Below are 16,576 nucleotides of genomic sequence, written 5' to 3'. Positions count from 1 at the left end.
ATTCCCGTCTCCTGGGCTATCAAATACTACTCCCTAGTGTACGGCTACAAGTACGGTCTCTCGCTCTCAGAAGTCCTCAAGGGAGACGTTTTGAAGGTCTTCCGCGAAGCCGTAATGGCGTTCGCTATGGCAGTGATAGGTGGGATTACAGCAACCTACGTGAGAGCCACAACGCCAATAGTTCTAGCCCAGTTCCACGGGCAGGCCATAAAGCTGCAACCAGTCCTAGACCAGCTTATGCCCTCACTACTACCGCTACTCTTCACACTCTTCACGTACTGGCTAATCAAGAACAAGGGCTACAGCTACGGCAAAGCGGTGATAGTGCTCTTCCTCGTAGCCTTCATACTAGCCATCCTTGGAATCCTCGGATAAAACAATTCTTTTAAACTACTCTTCTTTTTTACCTGATGTTTTTTCCAGAAAGAATCCTATGCCCTCAACTACGCCCTCACCATAGAGACTTTTTGTCACATAGTCGGCCTCAACCTTTATACGTTCTTCAGCATTAGCAACAGCTATCCTAAACCCGGCAGCCTTGAATAGGGGCATATCTGACATGCTGTCCCCAATAGCTATAATCTCAGCTTTTTCCAAGCTTATAAACCTTGAAAGCCTTGTAAGCCCCACTCCTTTGTCGAGTCCCTGTGGGGCGAATACATGAGTTCTAGAGCCGACCTTCTTAACTTCTACCGGGTGTGTAGGACTTATAATGTTTAAAACCTCGAGGGCCTGTGGCAGATGATTCTCGTCAAAATAATATAATAGCTCTCCTTTGTTGACCGGTGGGACTCTGAGAGCAATTTTTTCAATTACCATATTCCACCACTTTGGCTTGAAGACTACGATATCTGAGGGTGGGAAATGAAGAACTCCTCCAAGTTCAAGGATCAAAGCATCGAAAATCCCTGCATTTACAAATTGCTCGATATCCCTAAAAGGCCTTGCCGTCGCAAGTACAAGTTTAAATCCATAAGTATTCTTCAATGAAAGAATGGCGTTAAGTACTTTCTCTTCGACTGGTGTATTTTCACGAGATAGTGTTCCATCATAGTCTACAACAAAAACAGGTGCTTTACTGCCCATCACTTGAGGAAGTTTGTTGTATGATATATATAGTGTGGGCTTTCATACGTTTAGAAGAGTTACGATCTCAAGCCCGCTCGGAGCTACTTCTCTCCAAGCGTTGCCCATAGCTATAAGGGCAAACCCTCCAATAGGATTCCCGCGCGCCTCCTCGACCATATTTAGCAGTGCCTTTAGTGTCCTACCTGTGCTAAAAAGATCGTCGGCTATGAGAACTCTGTCACCCCGCCGAATAGAATCAGCGGGAAGGTAGAGGTGGACATAACTAGGAGGATCCCTCAGAAACAATCCAGTTGTTATATATTTAATGCTAGGGCTCTCTCTTTCACGTCTAGCTACAGCAAGTCTGGCCCCCAGGAAGGATGCAATGGTAGAAGCCAGTGGTATGCCGTTCGTTGCAGCAGTAACGACTAAATCCACTCTACCCCTAAATAACAGGAATGCAACCGCGGAGGCCAGCTCCAATATTCGAGTATCGAAGGCTATGTCTGGGACATTGACGACCCCATGAGAGTCTACATGAACCCTTACACGGAGCACTCTCTCAGCTAGCCCGGTTTTATAGATCGCCTCCAATATCTGCAACGCTTTATCTGGCGCAGGTAAAACAAGACCGCCAAGATACCTGCTTAGGTCCACCGGCGACACATCTATTCCTGCCCTATTCAGTTCTTCGAGAATTTCCTTTGGGGGGATATGTGCTCTAACGGCCTTCAAGGCTTTGTGACATATGACCTGTGTGGTAGCTTCCTCGATTCTTTTCGAGTACATTGTTATCACGAATAAGATAATAGTATAAAAATTTTATGTTTTAAAATAAAGAAAATTTTATAAATAGATGAAAAAACTCTAGCTTGTGACGCAGGGAAAAGCCTTTAAAAGAGGGGTTACATGGGCCCACATCGTTACCTTCATCCTTGCCACAGCAATGGCGTATGTGCTTGCCGTGCTCTCATCGCTGATTTTCCCAGTTCTAGGAGCCCCAGGTGTCTCCGCTCTCTACGTTGCAAGCTCGGTTTACGTCCCCTTAGGGATTTGGATGGGTGGTTGGGGAGCACTTGCGGGGTACCTAAGCTGTCTTTTCCTCGGACTATACCCGAGCGGCTATACGCTGTACCAGTCGGTCATCTGGGCTTTCGCAGACTTTATAGAGGCCTTTATCCCAGCCCTCTTATTTAGAATCCTACGCATTGATCCAGACTTCACGGTTAAACGTGGAGCTGCGGCTAGATTGTTCCCAGTATTCGTCTCAACAGGCTTCATTATACTTATCCTTGGAATAATAATACAGGTTTTACTGGGATCCCTAGGAGAACCGTTTACCTCTATCTATGTGGCGAGCGTGTATACTGGACTGGGGCTTGCAGTCATAGGAATAATGCTTGGCCTCCTGGTAGGCGATGCGAAGACATGGGGCGTGTACATTGCCAGCATAATACTCACCTCGGTAGCCTCTGGTATATGGGGAGCGGCCACCCTGACTCTATATAATGTTCCACCGCCCCTACCAGCCGAACTCTTCTGGCCTATATTCACAGGCTGGGTTATAGGAGACTTTATCGTGCTCTCGGTTCTATCCACGGGAATCCTGACAGCATTAACACCCATATTCAAAAGGACTGGACTATATGTCGAAGGATGGTGGGCCTAGCCCATGCCCACAATACTTGAGGAACTCGCAGGTGTGTATGTAAGACATACAAGTTACAGTGAACTCGACGCTGTTACTAGAATAATTGTTCCTTTTTTTCTGTCGCTTGACGTGTTCTTCGTCAAGGACATTACCACAGCTACCCTGTTGGCTGTCACAGCTCTCGTGTTTCTATTATGGGCGGGCGTCCCATTGAGGTTCCTGAAAAACTACTTATTCCTAATTCTGAGTTTATCTTTCTTTATCGTCTTATCCTTCGTTTTCTTTAAAGAGGTTCCAGGTAACACCCTCTACTCCACGACAATCTTGCGCGTTAACGCTGAACGAGGAGTATGGGAGTGGAAGATACTGATTACAGACACAGCTCTCCTGCAGACGGCTTTCTTCATTCTTAGAATACTCGCGATGATTTTCACCGCAACGCTTTTTATAGCAACTGTATCCGACCGGGACATAGTGTGGGGGTTAAGAAGGCTAAAATTACCTGCATGGGTGAGCATCTCAGCCTCTCTATTCTTTAGGGGTATTAGTTTCTTCGTCTCAGATTTCCTTATAGTTCGGGAGGCTATGATTGCACGCGGAGTTGATTTTGAAAAATCAAGTCTCGCAAGAAAATTCAGAATTTACCTCAACGCTTTGATACCATTACTCTCCCTTATGGTAACCAGAAGTCTAGAGATATCCCTTGCACTAGAGTCTAGAGGGATACAACCCTCTACTACTTTCTCGGCAAGCCTACACAGAGGCAAGCTTACAATAAAGGATTACCTCGTATTAGCTTTCACGGTATTCCTGACAATTTTCCTTGCGTGGTGGTTCACATGGCGATTCTAGAAGCTAAAGAAGTTTACTGGCGATACGCTGGGTCCAAAAAACCCATTTTAGAGAATATTAATCTGAGGGTAGATGAGGGAGAATTCGTCGCTATCACAGGGCCTAGTGGTGCGGGAAAAACCACCCTCGTTCTCACACTTATAGGGGTCATTCCACAGAGGCTTCCAGGAGAATTTCAAGGTAAAGTATTACTCCTGGGTTACGATACGTCAAGAACCCAGATTTCCGAGATAACTAGGAACGTCGGCGTCGTATTTGAGGATCCAGAGATCCAGTTCGTGATGAGTAACGTTGAGGACGAAATACTACTGGGCTTGGAGCCCTTGCAGTTAGATGAGCATGAGATACAGGAGAGAATCGAATGGTCGCTAAACCTTGTAGGCCTTGACAAGTCGTTTCTCCCAAGGTCACCTCTACAGCTATCTGGGGGTGAGAAGCAACGCGTGGCCATCGCAGCGGCGGTTGCCAGGAGACCAAAACTCCTAATACTCGACGAGCCCACATCCGACTTGGATCCCCAGGGTAAGGAAGAAGTTGTCTCGGCCCTGAGAAGCCTGATAAATGAATACAGGACAACAGTCGTAATGGTTGAACACGAGCCAGAACTCATAGTAGAGTTTGCGGACAGGCTCCTGGTTATGGATGAAGGACGAATAGTTCTAGAAGGAGAGCCCAGTGAAGTATACGAGTTAGGCGAGACGGCTTTAAAACACGCGGCTTACCCGCCCGACTATATACAACTTGCGAGACAGCTCAACATCAAAGCTAGAGACACCGGCGACCTCTTGAGACAGGCGTACTCCAACGCTGTGAAGTTTAACGGCGTGTGCAACCCTAGAGTCATAGAAGGACGTAAAGGGGATGTGATAGTATCGATTCGAGATGTTTGGTTCGAATACAAGCCTGAAAAACCAGTCATAAGGGGTGTGGATCTTGAGTTACGACTAGGAGAGTTAGTTTTCCTCATGGGTCCCAACGGGAGCGGTAAGACAACTCTCTCGAAGCTTGTTGCTGGGCTTCTCAAACCCTCTAAGGGCGAGGTTCTAATCGACAAGAGGGGGGTAGGTGAGTATACGCGGGAAGAGCTATCCAGCATTATAGCCTACATATATCAAAATCCACAGCATCAGATCTTTAATCAGACTGTCTGGGATGAGGTAGCCTTCGGATGGAGGCTTAGGGGAGTCCCCGAAAGGTTATACGCTGAGAAGGTTGAGGAAGCCCTCAAGCTTTTCAACCTTAAAGGGCTGGAGGAAGAACATCCGTTCTTTCTGAGCAAAGGGGAAAAACGAAGACTCGCCATAGCAAGTGTATATGCCCTTAACCCGAAGGTTCTAGTAGTCGATGAGCCCACGACCGGGCAGGATAGAAGACTCGGCGAGCAGCTCATGTCTATTTTTAGGTCGCTAGTCGATAAAGGCAAGACTGTGCTAGTTGTCACTCATAGCGTAGGGCTGGCTTACAAGTACGCGGACCGTCTATTAGTAATGGTAGACGGCAGGATAATAGCTGACGGTTCTCCTAGACTTATCCTGGAGGAGGATGATATAGTCTACAAGGCACACCTGCGCCAGCCAGTAGAAGTACAGGTTTGCAAGATCCTAGCTAAAGCTCGGGAGCACAGTAATCCTTTCTCATAGCTTTTCTGAGACCCTTCTTCCTCTCCTGGTAGACTCGACCCATCCAGTTTTCAAACCAGTCTACAGCCTTTATCGCTGAATACAGATTTTCAAGGGCGCTCATACTGTTTTCTAGATGCTTCTCTATCCTGCCGCGCTCATAAGATGTTCCGTTGAATAAGAGGCACTGTCTCTCGCTCCAATCGCCAGGCTGGTCCAATCCTGGAAAATAGTGTTCAAGCATGGATTTCAGGGCAAGCGGAATCGTAGAGCCAGCTATCAGTTTATCAACCTGGATTTTGTCGCGCGTCACGTCGGGACCATAAAGGGGCATATCGAACATGTTAGACGCGAGGGCTGAAAAGTTTTCAATAGAGATTAAAAATGGGGTAATTCCGCGCTTTTCCAGGAACTCTGAAACTTTTGTTGCGCCGTTCTCGGAGATGAATCCATATACTATGGCCTGTTTGAACTCTACTCCCTTAAACTGGGCGAGATCGAGTAATACCCTGAGAGCCTCAAGTAGTGTTCTCCCCGTAGCCACAGTATCAGCGACGACCAGGACTTTCTCTTTTCCTGAAAGCTCACCGAACAGTACTCTACCAATGCGTGGGCTTGAATCCAGATGCTTCTCCCCTGTTCCCTCATAGACCACCCGCACAAACTCTTCCCTGATCTCAAAGCCAGCCTCACGCAAAGCCACATCAAGACGATACCCTTGAGACCCTCTGAGAACGTGTAGGAATACGATATCCTCCACACCCTCGAGTCTTTGCTTAAGAAAAGAGGCTGTTACGCGTGCCGGCTCTATGATGGCGCTATCGAGTTCCCTGCCCACTATCTCGGGCTTACTAGCAACCGAGGACCCCTCAGGTGTATGGACAACAAAAGCCTCAGCATTCAAAGGTAGATCGATGGAAGCGAGAACACCTTCTTTGCCGCTCTCAAAAACGATCTTTCTCTCGCACAGTTTAATGCCGAACTTGTCGGATATCTTCTCCAAGCTGGCTACCTCCATTTACCTCCTACAATTCGCATTAGGCAAAAAACCCGAGATAAAAGCTTAACCATTCAAGGGTAATTTACGGGAAGATTATTCGAGCACTATCTTAGCTACAAGAGATGGGTCTTCTTCTATAAGTTGGAAGGAGAGAATCCCCTTATATGCTCCGAGCTCAATAATATTCCTACCCTTCGTAAGTTTAATTCTTTCCTCCTCAGCCTTACTGGGTGACAAACTAAAGTCATACTCTCGTAGAATCAACTCGTTTTCACGGCTAGTCGATACTATAATTCTTGGATTCCTGTACCCATATAACGGTATACCTCCCCACGCCATATCGAGAATCCTTGAACCGTCAACTCTGAAGACCACTGGAGGTGCACTGTTCAAAGCCCCGGCTAGATCTAAACCTACAACTTCTTTCCATCCTGCATCAACGGGCCCGGCGTCAAGCGCACCATAATTCGCTGTAGTAGAGGTTCCGAGAAACACCTTGCCCCCGGCGCTCTCAATGGATGTGATTCTTGCTCCAAACGCGCCCACTATACGAGCTATAGGCGGAGTAATGTAAAGTAGAACACTTGGCCCGACTATCGTATTCATAGCCTTAGCTGCCTCCATTTCATCATTGTTTCTAGGATATTGAACTCCATGAGTGAACGCATTAAAGGCCACGAGGATACCGCCAGCAAAAGGCACAGCTGAGGTTCGAAGAGGTCCATAACCCGAGAGGCCGAAATCGAAGAGTCTGAGGAACGACAGCCCCTCATAGTTCAAGGGATTACCCACTAGGACGCCTCCCCTAACAAAGTGCATGTATCTCCCATAAGCTGAAATTGCGGGTCCACTCATAGTGAAAAATGCTGGGCTACCGTCAACACTCATCTTAGAATAATCTATGTCGAATAACTCCCACTTTCCTGATATAAGGTCATGACACTGTACAGCCTCAACGCCTCGCCTCCAATCTTTTATCACATCGAAGCATGCATAATCTCCGAGTAAAGCCCCCTTAAGAGAGGGGTTCTCGCTTATTTTTTCGGCTGCTCCACCTCTACGCGGCAGAGCGTATACGCCCAGGTTCTTGTGTCCATCCGACCTAGAAAGTAAAAGCCTGTCATTCACTGGGTCGTAAATGATGTTGGAAATCTCTCCTGCCCACTCTGATTCGTGTCTAATGCTCTCCTTCCACAATAGTTTAACCCTTTCCTCACTTATCACATACTCGTGGACGTGGCTGTACTTATTGTAAAAATGAATTAATCCTCCTCTACCAACCCGACCCGCATATATGGCTGGAGCATGAACCCATCCACCGAAAAATATAGAGTCGTCCACGACATCCACAGCGTTGTAGGTGTCACCTCCACTCGTGGGCAGGTAGCCCACTTGCTCAAAACGGTAAATTTTATGCTCATCATCTTGGACGAAGTGTGCCTCAGCCTCAAAAGCAAGGGTGAAGTATAATGTGTCTTTATAGTATTTTAGGCCGAAGACTCCCCCGCTTCCCCACTCGGGCCCATAGCGAGGAGGGAAAGTATGGATCTCTTTCACAAGTGCTAAGAATTCTGCGTTTATTTTAAACTATTCTTATTCCTTTTCATTCAAAGATCCGCCTCCCACTCTTTATTTAGATGGTGAGAAAATTCTCACATAGTATTCCTTTCGGGTTAACAGTATAATAAAAAAATATATTAAGTGCAAACTAAGATTTATTTTGTATGCAAAATAAATATAAATGGTTCGTCGTTGCATTTTTCGCCATCTTTTTGACCTTCCACGAAGCGGATCGCTTCATAATTTCGGCTGTCGCTCCGAATATTGAGGAAGAATTCAAAATATCTCACGGTCAGCTGGGAATTGTATTCTCTTTGACCGTTCTAGTAGCCGCGGTGTTATATCCTCTATGGGGGTATCTCTATGATAGGTATTCAAGGAAGATCCTTGCTGGCTTAGCTGCAGCGATTTGGGGATTCACAACAATATTTAATGCTCTTAGCAGGACATTTAACGAGTTTTTCGCGACGCGAATGGCGACGGGCATAGATGATGCGGCTCCACCCGGGATATACAGCTTAGTCTCAGATTACTTCGAGCCCCACCAGAGAGGTAAAGCCATGGGTATTCTTAACGCTTCGGGCCCGCTCGGCTCTATATTGGGGACAATCCTAGCTCTCACGATAGTATCCGCCGGATATTCCTGGCGAAACGCTTTCTACATAACAGGGCCAATAGGCATCCTTATCGGTGTTCTGACAATTCTTGTCATAAAAGATGTACCTAGAGGGAGCTCTGAACCAGAGCTTGAAGGACTCCTGAAAGAGGATATCTACAAGGCAAGGGCCTCAGATTTGCCGAAGCTCCTTAAAAACAGGTCGTTGCTCTTGCTCTATCTGCAGGGCTTCTGGGGTGTATTCCCATGGAACGCTATAACCTTCTGGATAATAACCTATATGGAGCTCGAGAGAGGACTCACACCAGAACTAGTAATGTTGGTAATGGTTCTCTGGCTCATAGCGATGACTTTCGGCAACATTACAGCAGGATACCTTGGCGATAGACTCTTCAAAAGGACGAAAAGAGGGAGAGCGCTGCTAGGCGCCGTTGTGGTTCTATTCTCAGCCATCCTCATCTATCTAACTATAAACTCACCTACAACCGATGAGTTCCTCTTTTTTGGCCTCCTGACAGCCTTCGTAATCCCCATGGCCGGGCCTAACGTTGTAGCGGCTGTTACAGATGTTACGGAGCCCGAGCTGAGATCCAGTGCTACGGCTTACCTAAGGTTTTTCGAAAATATTGGGAGCGCGGTGTCTCCAGCTCTTACAGGGATACTCGCGGAAGGATTATCTCTAGGAAAATCCATAACCCTTGTCAGTGTGTCCACCTGGCTGCTCTGTTTCGTCTTCTTCCTAGCGCTTACGATAATAATACCTAAGGATATAGACAGGCTTAGAGTCCTAATGCAAGAGAGAAAGATGGAATTAAAAGGTGGTTAAATTGTTCCCGAAAAACTTCCTTTGGGGTGTCTCACTCGCAGGCTTCCAATTCGAGATGGGAGACCCTGAAGGGAGAGCAATCGACCCTAACACAGACTGGTTTGTCTGGGTTCACGACGAATCCAATATTAAGCGAGGAATCGTGAGCGGAGACCTGCCCGAAAAGGGGATAGACTATTGGCATCGTTTCCGTGAAGACCACGATATCGCTAAGTCTCTAGGCATGAATGCTTACCGCTTAAATCTAGAGTGGAGCAGGATATTCCCAAGACCCACCTTTAACATCAACATCCACGTCGAGAAAGACGAGTCTCTACTAGTAAACGCAAGTCTAGACGAAGAAGACCTGGCGAAGCTTGACGAGCTGGCCGATAAGTCAGCTGTACAGCATTACCGTGAGGTGATAATGGACCTACGCGAGAAAGGATTCCTCGTCATCTTAAACCTTGTACACTTCACGCTACCCATATGGCTCCATGACCCTATCCAGGCTAGAGCCACGAACCTAAAAAGAGGACCACTGGGCTATGCAGACCCACGCTTTCCGATCGAGTTTGTAAAATTCGCAGCTTACGCAGCTTGGAGGTTCGGAGACCTGGTGGACATATGGTCAACATTCAACGAGCCCAGCGTAGTGGCTGAGGCTGGCTTTCTCTTCAAGAACGGAAAGTTCCCTCCTGGATTATTCAACTTCGACGGTTACCGGAAAACCCTAGTAAATATAGCTCAAGCCCACGTCTTGGCTTATAAGATCATAAAGAGCATAGACAAGACAAAAGCATATCCAGAAACATCTAGCCCAGCTGAGGTCGGAATAATTCACAACATGATACCCTTCCACCCTCTAGACCCAAGGCGTCATCTCGACGTAACAGCTGCACGTTTCTCAGACCATCTACACAACAGGTGGATCCTCAACGCTGTAACGCGCGGATGGGTTGACAAGGACACGAACATGAAGGAAGAACCTAGCGAGATGTACGCGGCATATAAGGATAAGGTAGACTGGATAGGCGTCAACTACTACTCGAGGCAAGTTGTTCACGGCAAAAGAAACCCCCTCTCCTTCATCCTAGGTATTCCAGTCTTCCCAGAGATGGTAAAAGGCTATGGAAACGAGTGTGTCCCAGACTCCTATAGCATGGCCGGTCGACCTACAAGCAACTTCGGCTGGGAGATTTACCCCGAGGGCTTAGCAGAGGTTCTAGACATCGCAGCCGGTTATGGAAAACCTATAATTGTAACTGAGAACGGTATCGCGGATCGCGAAGACAGGCTTAGACCACACTTTATAGCCTTACACCTCAAAACCCTAGAAGAATACATTCAGGAGAAAAACACTGTGAAAGGGTATCTGCACTGGGCGCTTGTAGATAACTTCGAGTGGGCCGACGGCTTTAGGATGAAGTTCGGCCTTTACGCCGTCGACCTTGAGTCTAAGAAGAGGATCAGGAGGCCTAGCGCGGATGTTCTAGCGGAGATTATAAGGGAAGGATATGTACCAGATAAGTATGTAAAAGAGGCATTAAAAGTCATAAAGCCGTCTAGGCAGTGAGGCAAAAATAAAGCTATATAAAACATAGGATCTCATTTTTAACTCCCCCAGCGTATGAATGAGATGCTTGCCCACCCCTTCAAACCTAATAGTTTTCACTCACCGGGCGAGTCTGATGTAGTTTCTCCCAAACCTCTTCTCCACAACCACGATGCCGCTAGACTCTAGTTTCCTTATATGACGCCAGACAGTCGTAGTGGGTAGCCCAAGCTTGTTGACAAGTTCAGATTGAAAAAGTCCTCCACCAGCACTCCTTAATAGCTCAATTATCTGCGCGTCAACCTCTGAAAAGCCCTTAGCGCTCTCTCTCCTTCTCAGAAGTAAGAAAAGTACCAATACGGCGACCGTAGCTAGGGTGATAGCGCCTAGGATTATAGGGCTTGTAAGACTTGTAGAGGGCAGAGAGGGGCTCGAAGGCGATTGTGGTGTAGTTCCTGGACTCGTTGTGCTACTGGTGTTACTCCCAGGTGGTATTGCGGGATTGGAAGGAGGCGTTATAGGCTTTTGTACAACGACGTTAACAGGGGGTTGAACATAGCCTATAAGGACTGGGCCTTGTTTGAAGGACAAGACTATGCTTCCATCCTGAGTGGAGATTCCTTCTGGAATGGTGTAAATCGCTGAGAGTGTTGCATTTGGGGGAAGCTTCAATATGACTGGGAGTGGAGATGTAAAGTTTACGATCCATCTGCCTGCTACTTTGGAGGTTATAGATGAGGTATAATAGTCTACTTTTAACTGAGACGACCCTAACGTAATTATAGTCATGTAGCCAGTAGTGTCATTTATCGAGTATGGTAGTGGCTCACCCTTCTCGTTCTGGACAATTACCAGGAAGTTAGGGTCTGGAAGACCAATCAGTTTCAGATCAACTATGAGTGACCCATTTACTGGAAGAATATAGACGACATGGGCACCTCCCGTAGGAAAAATCTCGACGTTTACTACGCCTGTTTGCTGAGCGAAAACCAGGTTAGGGATAACTAGGAGCCCCAGGGTGATTAAGACCACGTATCTAACGTTCACGATGCACACAATTAAAGCTTCAGATATAAAAGCGTAGTCCGATAAGCCTTCTCATTTCTCGGGGACTTTTCCAAATGGTTTTAAACCCTTCGTCTCGAAATCGACTAGAGCTCTTTGAAACGCTTTTCTCAGCTCTCCCGCCCTCTCCTCGGGCAAGCCGTCATACGTGAAGATCCACCCTCCCCACTCTATACCCGCGGGATACTTTAACTTATCCTGGGATCGGTGAACAGGGTAGAATTCGACGTGGAAGTGGAATTCGCCGGAGTCGCGGCAGGGGGACTGGTGGAAAACCATAATGTAGGGGAGGCTGAAGCCAAAGAGCCGATTATATGCCCCGACAACCATTCTAATAGCGTCAGCTAGGCTTTGGAGCTCCTCAAGCCCTAGTTGAGGAAGTGATCCGACATGCCTTTGAGGGTATATATGTACCTCGTAAGGCCACATAGCGAAAAACGGGAGAAAAGCCGTGAAGTGTCTATTTGAATACAATATTCTCTCTCCATCTGATTCCTCAGTCTCCAGGATATCGCATAGAAGACAGGAACCTGTCTTTTCCCTATGCTCCTTAATCATTGATAACTCCCTCTTTACCCGTGGCGGTATAAAGGGCAAAACGTATACCTGTGAATGGGGGTGAGTGAGAGACACGCCTATGACTTCCCCTTTGTTCCTGAATGGCAAAACATACTCTATTTTTGGATCACCACAATGCTTCTCTGTAAGATCTGCGATTACTCTCAGGTATTTTATGAGGTTCACGAAGGGTATCGTGTCTAGGTCACCTTCGTGATCTGGTGTCTCTACAACTACTTTCGAATAACCATATGCCCTTTCAACCTTGTACAATCCCCTGCTTCCTCGAGAGGCTACCGCATCAACCCTGAGAGCCGGAAATCTATTGTCTAGCACGAGGACATCCCAGCCGACCCCCGTTTCCTCGGACCCAGGGCAAAAAGGGCACTTCTCGACTTGCCTCCAGGGCCTGACAGCCCTTTTACTAGAGACTATGATCCAGCTACCAATAAGTGGATTCCATCGAAGCTCGTTGTAAGTTTCCCCCCGCACGTGAGATTTATTTTCAGAACGACGTTTTATTTCTTGTGAAGATACCGTATGAGCTTTCTTCCAGTCTGGACCGGACGCCTCTACTCGTAGCCTCTGCACCTGGACGCATTGACTTCCTTAACACCCATCAGGACTACAAGGGCCTGCCTGTAGTTCCAGTCGCGGTAAACTTGAGAACATACGTGGCAGTTTTATCAGAAAGCTACAACTTCCAGGTAATAAGCTTGAACCTGAAAAAGGAAGGAGCTGAGTTTCAAGATGTTTTCTCGGCAACCAACCCTGAGCTACATGTGCGAGGCTGGTGGGGAAACTATCTCAGGGCTGTTGTTATAGCCCTAGAAAAATACAGGGGATTGAAGCTTACAAGGGGCTTCAAAGCGGTCATATACAGCGAGGTGCCAATAGGCTCTGGGCTCTCGAGCAGTGCTGCCCTAGAAGTAGCCTTCCTCAAGGCCTTAGACGCCCACTACAACCTTGGCCTATCACCGGAAGAAGTAGCCGAGCTTGCCTTTCTGGCCGAAAACAGAGTCGCCGGTATCCCCTGCGGTAGGCTGGACCAGTATGCGTCCTCCCTGGGAGGAGCGATACTATTATACCCCAAACCTCCAGTACGTGTAGAGAAACTCGAGATAGGAAAGCTGAACTTAATCATAGCAGATTCCGGGATCAGACACAGCGTTGCTGATATTCATCCAAAGAGGCAGGCTGAGCTCAACGAGGCTTTACGTACTCTGTACTCTATGGACGATATTCCACCTGACGTTAAAGCGAAGATCAAGCCGAGCCTCGATGAAACGTTGTGGGATCAATTGAGTTTTGATGAATTAGAAGGCTATCTCAGCAGGCTACCTGAAAAGCTTGCTAAGAGAGTTACCTTTACTCTCCTAATGCACCAATCGACAATGCGAGTAGTGGAAAGCTTGAAGACGGGACGTGTCGACCTAAACCTTATAGCATACGAGGTAAATTACCAGCACGAGCTATTAAGAGACCTATACGATGTAAGCCTCCCTGAGCTCGAAAAAATAAGAAGCGCCATGCTCGCAGCCGGGGCGCTAGGCGTGAAGATAAGCGGTGCGGGATTGGGGGGAAGCCTCCTTGGATTAACACAGCCAGATTCAAACGTGCAGCACAAGATATTAGAGGAGGCAATCAGGGCAGGGGCTCAGAGGGGGTGGAGTGTTAGAGTCGATAGAGGCGCCTCAATTGACTTCCGGCTCAGCTAAAACATCCATACGAACCTGCGAGGTCTGGATACCCGCATCGTGTAAGGGAGGCGCAGACTGCGTAATTGTTTTTACCTTTTAGTTGCTTTTCCCTGATAGCCGCCTCAAATAGGAGATCCACTAAGGTGCACTCAGCCCTAACAAGCTCCTTGACGATGCTCTCAATCTCTTTGACCGCCTCATCCCTCCTACCCATTCCTAGCAAGGCGTCAACGATAAGTATTCTAATTGAGTAAGTCTCACGCCTCGAATTCCCCTCCTGGGACAACCTCAGTGCTTCCTGTAGGTGAGTAAAGGCTCTCTCGTACTCGCTTATGTTTAAGAGCGACGCACCTCTTATCCACTCAGATCTTAGCCTTAATGATTCATCTCTAGGTGAGAAGCCGCTGAGTGTTCGCAGGGCAAGCTCTGGCAACAATCTCTTAGCCTGAATCTCAGCCAGCTCCACTGTCAGAGCTTCCAGCTCTTCCGCAAGCACCTCTCCCCCCATTGATTTAAGGATATTAGTGGATAGGCTTAGGAGCTCCTCCGCCAATGCCAAGCTTCCCATTTTCTCTGCGACTCCAACAAGCACCCTTAAACGGTAAACAGTAGAGCTCCTAAGGAGCCGCGCAACCGTACCTGGAGACAGCGTAACAACAGCTTCTAGAAGCGGGTAAGACTGCTCCTCGTACAACTCACTTAAGGCTTTAGCGGCTACATAGCTCCCGATCCTGGGAGAGCTGGAGAGAAGAGACCATGCGCTGTGGAACGGCGACTCCGATGAAAAGACCACCTCGTAGGGATTATACGGGAAGGCAATCTTCCTACTAAAGGCTTCTCGAGATACAAGACTCCTCCATGAATAAAGCCCCAAGGGATCATATTTTAGAAACACACGGTTAAAGAAGTCCTCCTCATCTTCACCTACTTCCAAGAGCCCGGTTGGGAAGCAGCGTGCGGAAATCAAAGACAAGTTAGTGAGCTTTTCGACGAGTGCTGGAGGAAGATCAGCCCTCAACTTCGCCTTTAACTTTTCCATAGAATCGGGCACCTCGCATCGCCTCTGGCTCATCTCGCAAAGCGCGAGATGAAGCAAAGCCGCCTCAACGAATCCAGGATTCCCGCCTGAATGCTCAACAAGTGCCCCTAGCATAGACTCGGAGATCTTAACACCATCCCAAGCTCCGATCCTTAGGGCTATTTCTTTGAGCTCTTCCAGTGTTAAGCGGCCTGAAACGTCAATTTCCTTAATGTCCCCCTTGTTTCCCGCAGGTGACAAGTAATATCCCCTAGGCGAGAAGACAACCTTATCGCCGCTCAGCAACTGTGCATAGTTCGGGTCACCTGCATAGACAAGGTAACCCTCAGTTATCAGGTGCTTTAGCGTAAGGTATGTTAACGCTAGTTTACCCGACCCAGGGGTTCCCTTCAATCTTACCGCTATACCCTCATATATGCTACTTTGAACCTCCTTCAAGACTCCCTGAACACCCTTACCTTCCACTTGATCCAGGAAATACGGCCAAAGGTAACCCAGAGCCCACGGCAGGTCCTCGTCACTCAAGGCGATGAGAGGGGTTGCTGAGCCGCCTTCAACCCATAGAACATTTTTCTCGAGCCTCAGCTTTACCTCCAAGAGAATTCTCTCCCATAAACGACGCCTATCCTCTGGCATGATACCCTTCTCCACTAGAATATTGAGGATCATTTCAAGGTTAGATACTAAAATCGGGCTGGCTAGAGTCATATCAAGGCTTCCCAGGAAAACTTCAAGTAGCTCTGAAACAACTTTGAAAACCTCATGAGATTCTTCTACTTCACCCAACTTTAAGCCTTGATTCAAGACGCTGTAAATCTCCTCAGCCCTTTTCGAACCATAGAGACTTGTAAAGATTCCCGCGATACTATCCCAATGTAACCTTGCGCAATCTAAGATTCCCTCTAGAGAAAAACTTTTATTGCCTATCTGCTTTGCACAGCACTCTAAATATTCTCCTAGACCCATAGAGGTCACAACAGTAATCCGGATAAATTAATTATTATAACTTTTAATACGTACTAAAGGGTACCATGAACCAAGCCATGGCTTTTTCTCCTGCAGTAAGCACTGAACTCCTCTTCAAAGTTCTGGAATCTTGTCTCAAGAAATTCAACCAATCTTATAAACTGCAAGGTGGTTTTAGGGTCCAACATGTGTTCAAGAACATGAGCATCCTTTAAAGCAATGTCTTCAGGTACGAGTATTAACCTGAGTAGCTTGAGAAACGTGTAGTATCTCATTTCAATTATCTCGGCAACCTCTTTCCCCTTGGGAGTCAAAGTCACTCCTCCATATTTCTCATAATTGACATAACCCTCTGCCTGTAGTTTGCGAACCATCTCGACCACGCTTGAGGGCTTTTTCTCAAGTTCTTTAGCGATATCTCTCACTCGAGCAAAGCCTTTCTCCTTTGTAATCCTGTAGATTGCTCGGAGGTAGTCCTCTTTTCGGGGAGTGATCTTAAGTTTCATGTAAACCTATTTTTTA

General features: G+C 47.3%; 15 protein-coding genes. 7 read left to right on the top strand and 8 right to left on the bottom strand.

Annotated elements, in window-relative coordinates:
• A partial coding sequence (locus ACP5KC_RS04455) for a PTS system mannose/fructose/sorbose family transporter subunit IID (RefSeq protein ID WP_428286880.1) occupies positions 1-375 on the top strand: 375 nt, incomplete at its 5' end.
• Positions 376-390: 15 nt separating this feature from the next.
• Here the strand turns inward: ACP5KC_RS04455 and ACP5KC_RS04450 are convergent.
• Positions 391-1,086: an HAD family hydrolase gene (locus tag ACP5KC_RS04450; RefSeq protein ID WP_428286879.1), complete on the bottom strand. Its 696-nt coding sequence runs from the start codon at positions 1,084-1,086 to the stop codon at positions 391-393.
• 42 nt (positions 1,087-1,128) lie between these two features.
• Positions 1,129-1,857: a phosphoribosyltransferase family protein gene (locus ACP5KC_RS04445; RefSeq protein ID WP_052884084.1), complete on the bottom strand. Its 729-nt coding sequence runs from the start codon at positions 1,855-1,857 to the stop codon at positions 1,129-1,131.
• A gap of 85 nt (positions 1,858-1,942) precedes the next feature.
• Between ACP5KC_RS04445 and ACP5KC_RS04440 the strand changes: the two genes are divergently transcribed.
• The 3 genes from ACP5KC_RS04440 to ACP5KC_RS04430 are packed head-to-tail and all read left to right on the top strand — an operon-like array spanning position 1,943 to position 5,211.
• The gene (locus ACP5KC_RS04440) at positions 1,943-2,737 is read left to right on the top strand and encodes a hypothetical protein (protein WP_052884083.1); all 795 of its coding nucleotides are present in this window, start codon (positions 1,943-1,945) and stop codon (positions 2,735-2,737) included.
• A 3-nt stretch (positions 2,738-2,740) separates the two neighbouring features.
• Positions 2,741-3,571, top strand: a complete 831-nt coding sequence (locus ACP5KC_RS04435) for an energy-coupling factor transporter transmembrane component T family protein (protein ID WP_052884082.1) — start codon at positions 2,741-2,743, stop codon at positions 3,569-3,571.
• Entirely contained in the window at positions 3,559-5,211 is a 1,653-nt protein-coding gene (locus tag ACP5KC_RS04430) for an ABC transporter ATP-binding protein (RefSeq protein ID WP_273433643.1), read from the top strand. The genes ACP5KC_RS04435 and ACP5KC_RS04430 overlap by 13 nt, the downstream gene beginning before the upstream one ends.
• Here the strand turns inward: ACP5KC_RS04430 and ACP5KC_RS04425 are convergent.
• Positions 5,177-6,208: a hypothetical protein gene (locus ACP5KC_RS04425; protein WP_052884080.1), complete on the bottom strand. Its 1,032-nt coding sequence runs from the start codon at positions 6,206-6,208 to the stop codon at positions 5,177-5,179. The genes ACP5KC_RS04430 and ACP5KC_RS04425 overlap by 35 nt on opposite strands.
• A gap of 75 nt (positions 6,209-6,283) precedes the next feature.
• The gene (locus ACP5KC_RS04420) at positions 6,284-7,747 is read right to left on the bottom strand and encodes a DUF2139 domain-containing protein (RefSeq protein ID WP_052884079.1); all 1,464 of its coding nucleotides are present in this window, start codon (positions 7,745-7,747) and stop codon (positions 6,284-6,286) included.
• A gap of 167 nt (positions 7,748-7,914) precedes the next feature.
• Here ACP5KC_RS04420 and ACP5KC_RS04415 point away from each other — a divergent pair, with 167 nt between their 5' ends.
• Positions 7,915-9,192, top strand: coding sequence for a spinster family MFS transporter (locus ACP5KC_RS04415; protein WP_428286878.1), 1,278 nt, complete (start codon positions 7,915-7,917; stop codon positions 9,190-9,192).
• 1 nt (position 9,193) lies between these two features.
• Positions 9,194-10,747 (top strand): beta-galactosidase BgaS, encoded by a 1,554-nt coding sequence (gene bgaS / locus ACP5KC_RS04410; protein WP_428286877.1) that lies wholly within the window; start codon positions 9,194-9,196, stop codon positions 10,745-10,747.
• A 99-nt stretch (positions 10,748-10,846) separates the two neighbouring features.
• On the opposite strand, the gene ACP5KC_RS04405 is transcribed toward bgaS, so the two are convergent.
• Complete coding sequence (locus ACP5KC_RS04405) at positions 10,847-11,773, bottom strand: helix-turn-helix transcriptional regulator (RefSeq protein WP_424738322.1); 927 nt, start codon at positions 11,771-11,773, stop codon at positions 10,847-10,849.
• A gap of 51 nt (positions 11,774-11,824) precedes the next feature.
• Positions 11,825-12,841 carry a galactose-1-phosphate uridylyltransferase gene (gene galT, locus ACP5KC_RS04400; protein WP_428286876.1) on the bottom strand — a complete coding sequence of 339 codons (1,017 nt, stop codon included), beginning with the start codon at positions 12,839-12,841 and terminating at the stop codon, positions 11,825-11,827.
• 35 nt (positions 12,842-12,876) lie between these two features.
• Here galT and ACP5KC_RS04395 point away from each other — a divergent pair, with 35 nt between their 5' ends.
• Positions 12,877-14,067 (top strand): galactokinase, encoded by a 1,191-nt coding sequence (locus ACP5KC_RS04395; RefSeq protein WP_428286875.1) that lies wholly within the window; start codon positions 12,877-12,879, stop codon positions 14,065-14,067.
• On the opposite strand, the gene ACP5KC_RS04390 is transcribed toward ACP5KC_RS04395, so the two are convergent.
• Together ACP5KC_RS04390 and ACP5KC_RS04385 are read right to left on the bottom strand one after the other, a co-directional pair.
• Positions 14,060-16,054 carry a hypothetical protein gene (locus tag ACP5KC_RS04390; protein ID WP_424740838.1) on the bottom strand — a complete coding sequence of 665 codons (1,995 nt, stop codon included), beginning with the start codon at positions 16,052-16,054 and terminating at the stop codon, positions 14,060-14,062. The two genes, ACP5KC_RS04395 and ACP5KC_RS04390, sit on opposite strands and share 8 nt — an antisense overlap.
• A gap of 53 nt (positions 16,055-16,107) precedes the next feature.
• Positions 16,108-16,560, bottom strand: coding sequence for a metal-dependent transcriptional regulator (locus ACP5KC_RS04385; protein ID WP_424738313.1), 453 nt, complete (start codon positions 16,558-16,560; stop codon positions 16,108-16,110).
• Between the last annotated feature and the right edge of the window lie 16 nt (positions 16,561-16,576).

This window comes from Infirmifilum sp. (assembly GCF_049970975.1).
In the GTDB taxonomy this organism is placed as follows: domain Archaea; phylum Thermoproteota; class Thermoprotei; order Thermofilales; family Thermofilaceae; genus Thermofilum; species Thermofilum uzonense.
This window is presented reverse-complemented; position numbering and strand designations above follow the sequence as displayed.

Excerpts from the sequence above, each read along its gene's own strand:
- ACP5KC_RS04450 (WP_428286879.1), bottom strand. The coding sequence starts at position 1,086 with ATGGGCAGTAAAGCACCTGTTTTTGTTGTAGACTATGATGGAACACTA.
- ACP5KC_RS04445 (WP_052884084.1), bottom strand. The coding sequence starts at position 1,857 with ATGTACTCGAAAAGAATCGAGGAAGCTACCACACAGGTCATATGTCAC.
- ACP5KC_RS04435 (WP_052884082.1), top strand. The coding sequence starts at position 2,741 with ATGCCCACAATACTTGAGGAACTCGCAGGTGTGTATGTAAGACATACA.
- ACP5KC_RS04430 (WP_273433643.1), top strand. The coding sequence starts at position 3,559 with ATGGCGATTCTAGAAGCTAAAGAAGTTTACTGGCGATACGCTGGGTCC.
- ACP5KC_RS04425 (WP_052884080.1), bottom strand. The coding sequence starts at position 6,208 with ATGGAGGTAGCCAGCTTGGAGAAGATATCCGACAAGTTCGGCATTAAA.
- ACP5KC_RS04415 (WP_428286878.1), top strand. The coding sequence starts at position 7,915 with ATGCAAAATAAATATAAATGGTTCGTCGTTGCATTTTTCGCCATCTTT.
- ACP5KC_RS04390 (WP_424740838.1), bottom strand. The coding sequence starts at position 16,054 with ATGGGTCTAGGAGAATATTTAGAGTGCTGTGCAAAGCAGATAGGCAAT.
- ACP5KC_RS04385 (WP_424738313.1), bottom strand. The coding sequence starts at position 16,560 with ATGAAACTTAAGATCACTCCCCGAAAAGAGGACTACCTCCGAGCAATC.